Here is a 2,976-nt window from a genome sequence, read left to right as displayed (position 1 = left end):
GGATTTTGGCAAAATGACTACAAAGGAAGTCTGATGTGAGAAAATAAAGTTTAAAAGCTTTACATTACAAGCTTTTTCAAGTTTTAGTTTGTTTTTTCCTTACTCAGAGTGACAAAAGAGGGGTAAGTACAAGTTCTTTTTTGCCCAATAAAGAGTTGACGGCAACAACTACTGGCTGACCGCCAACATCCAAAACAATCCCCAAGTGTTGGTTAAATTGATCGGCAGAGGGGACACTATTGCCGCGCGAGTAAGGCAAAATTTTGGTCAAACAAAATATTGGCACTGGGTGATCGTGCCAAATTATTGTTTCTGGACCAGAAGCATAATCGCAAAATTCAGCTAAAGCAATAATTTCTAAAATATTTACAGATGGAATTGCCAAAGTGCGCTGCTGACAACGACAAAGTAGCAAAGGTAAAATACTTAAAGTCAAAGGAATCGTAATTGTAAACTTAGTTCCTTGCCCAACTTGAGTTGCTACGGTGACTGTGCCGCGCAGTCGCTCTACTGGGGTACGAACTACATCCAACCCCACACCTCGACCCGAAAGATCGGTAACAGAATTCGCTGTAGAAAACCCCGGCATAAATAGAAATTGCAAAATTTGCTCTTTTGTTAGCTTGGCAGCATTGGGGCTATGCAAACCTGTTTCTATAACTCTCTCTAAGACTTTTTCGGTATCTATACCGCACCCGTTATCAGAAATTGCAATTATTACCTGATTGCCTTGGACGTGAGAGGTCAAAGTAATTTGCGCCGTTTTTGGTTTGCCTTGTTTTAAGCGCTCTTGGGGGGTTTTAATCCCATGATCGAAAGCATTGCGTAGTAAGTAGGTGAGCAGAGTTTGCAATTGTTCGAGAATTACTTGGTCAATTAAGGTTTATTGGTTGGTAATCTCAAGTTCTACAGATTTGTGGTAGCGCTGACTCATAGTTTGCAAAGGAGTAACAAACCTCTGCGCCAAAAATTTAAACGGGACTAAACGAGATTCAGTTAAGTCGCCGCGCAGCCCATCGAGTTGCTGGCGCAGCCGATCTAGTCCGCCTTGAAAGTCGCGGGCAATTAATTCAATATCCGATTTAGTTTCCTGCACTCGAACCATAACTTCTTGCAAGTCTTGCAAGGTCGAGTGAAAGCCCGTGTACTGGTCAAATTGCAGAACGTCAAATTCGCGATCGCTATTCTCTAGACTTGCACCTAATGAAGCTAGAGGGCTGGCTAACTGGTCGTAGAAAACTCGTACCTGTTCACCGCTATCAGCAAACTCATCCACACACATTTAAACTGTTTCCAGCTATGCCGCAAGCGATTAAGGATTTAGCTATAGAGATAGCTCAAGAAACGGGAAACAATGATTTTCCTCCCCAATCTTGCCTGCTCAATTTTTACACTAAAGGTGAAAAATTGGGGATGCACCAAGACAATACGCGCGATTTGTTGAATGCTGAATCACGGTGAAAGTCCGTACATAAGCACTCTAGACCAAGACTTCCAAGTCTAGTCTAAACTTCTCGATCAATGTAGGTGAAAATCCTACCCGTCAAACTCAGACGTGACTCCTTATCTGACCCCAGTGACTAGGCTCGGTTCCTAGAGGCTGAAGCGGGTAGCAGGGCGCAATCAGACAACCGTTACGGGCTGACACTGGCGCTAACAGGGAGTTCCCATGATGAAACAGATTCTGGAAAAGCAACCTACTTTGGTAGCAGGGCGTAACATTAAAAACCCTGACTACGCCAGAGATTAGTATCCCGCCGCATTGTGTATTAGATAGCGGCATGAGTAAGGGGTTCTGGCGGTTGAACTGAATCCATCTAAAGGAACGAACAATCGAACGAGAGGAACGAAGAAAAACAGTCTGATAGGTCTAAGGAGTCGTACCCTTAGTAGGCTTGACGAGAAGCGGAAGTCCACAGACTGGGTAGGATGGCTCGTAATTGAGTCAAGGTTTAAAGACAACACTTTTGGAGCAGAGCATGGTTAGCCACAGCAATAATGCTAGTGAACTTTGGAAGAATTTACTCTGGAAAAAATCTCGGCGTGACTTATTCCGCTTGCAAAAACGAGTGTTCAAAGCAGTTTCAGTTGAAGACAAGCGAAAAGCTAGGTCACTTCAGAAACTAATCTTAAAGTCCAAGTCTGCAAGACTATTGGCAATTCGTCAGGTTACTCAGCTAAATGCGGGCAAGAAAACGGCGGGAGTTGACGGCAAAGCGTCCTTATCTTTTGAAGAACGCTTTAGTTTGAGTGAGACCCTCAAAGAAAACGTTAACTTATGGAAACACAATAAGCTGCGAGAAATTCCAATCCCCAAAAAGGACGGAACAAAACGCATACTAAAAGTTCCCACAATTGCAGATAGAGCTTGGCAATGCCTAGCAAAATACGCTTTAGAACCCGCCCACGAAGCAACCTTCCATGCTAGGAGCTACGGGTTTAGGACTGGTCGCTCGGCACACAATGCCCAGAAATACCTATTCGACAACCTACGCTCACAATCACATGGAATAGATAAAAGAGTCATTGAACTTGATATCGAAAAGTGTTTCGACAGGATAAACCACGCATCCATCATGGATAAACTCATCGCCCCAAAAGGCATACGGGCAGGAATCTTTCGCTGTCTCAAATCAGGAGTTAACCCAGGATTTCCCTCTCAAGGAACGCCGCAAGGTGGCGTAATTAGCCCATTACTTGCCAACATTTCTCTAAATGGAATTGAGGAAATACATCAAAGCGTCCGCTATGCCGACGATATGGTGTTTATTTTAAAACCATCAGACGATGCTGAAGAAATACTGAACCGTATTAGGGTAGTGCGTCAAATAAACGTGGGATTGGTAGAGTAGAGGGGATCTCTCATCTGCAACTCGTCCATGCAATGCCCTTTGTGTGATCATTCTAAAGCCCATAAACACGGCAAGATGCCCAACGGACATCAACGCTATCTCTGTCCTGTTTGCCAACAGACGT

4 protein-coding genes and 1 pseudogene are annotated in these 2,976 nt (G+C 44.0%); 3 read left to right on the top strand and 2 right to left on the bottom strand.

All coding sequences use genetic code 11. The annotated features are described in order from the left end of the window. Positions 1-103: 103 nt before the first annotated feature. Together AC2VE5_RS25350 and AC2VE5_RS25345 are read right to left on the bottom strand one after the other, a co-directional pair. Entirely contained in the window at positions 104-853 is a 750-nt protein-coding gene (locus AC2VE5_RS25350) for an ATP-binding protein (RefSeq protein WP_486890357.1), read from the bottom strand. Between the two features lie 30 nt (positions 854-883). Further along, positions 884-1,276: a hypothetical protein gene (locus AC2VE5_RS25345; protein ID WP_486890356.1), complete on the bottom strand. Its 393-nt coding sequence runs from the start codon at positions 1,274-1,276 to the stop codon at positions 884-886. Between the two features lie 23 nt (positions 1,277-1,299). Here AC2VE5_RS25345 and AC2VE5_RS25340 point away from each other — a divergent pair, with 23 nt between their 5' ends. From AC2VE5_RS25340 to AC2VE5_RS25330, 3 genes and pseudogenes are all read left to right on the top strand, one after another. After that, entirely contained in the window at positions 1,300-1,461 is a 162-nt protein-coding gene (locus tag AC2VE5_RS25340; protein WP_486890355.1) for an alpha-ketoglutarate-dependent dioxygenase AlkB, read from the top strand. A 518-nt stretch (positions 1,462-1,979) separates the two neighbouring features. After that, positions 1,980-2,813, top strand: a pseudogene (locus AC2VE5_RS25335) (reverse transcriptase N-terminal domain-containing protein); the annotation flags it as partial. Positions 2,814-2,879: 66 nt separating this feature from the next. Further along, positions 2,880-2,976, top strand: a 97-nt coding sequence (locus AC2VE5_RS25330) for an IS1/IS1595 family N-terminal zinc-binding domain-containing protein (protein ID WP_486886923.1), incomplete at its 3' end; no start/stop codon positions are given.

The sequence above is a fragment of the Aliterella sp. E5.1 genome (assembly GCF_057473825.1).
The sequence above is the reverse complement of the archived record's forward strand: the minus strand, read 5'-3'. Positions and strand labels throughout refer to the sequence as shown.

Excerpts from the sequence above, each read along its gene's own strand:
- AC2VE5_RS25340 (WP_486890355.1), top strand. The coding sequence starts at position 1,300 with ATGCCGCAAGCGATTAAGGATTTAGCTATAGAGATAGCTCAAGAAACG.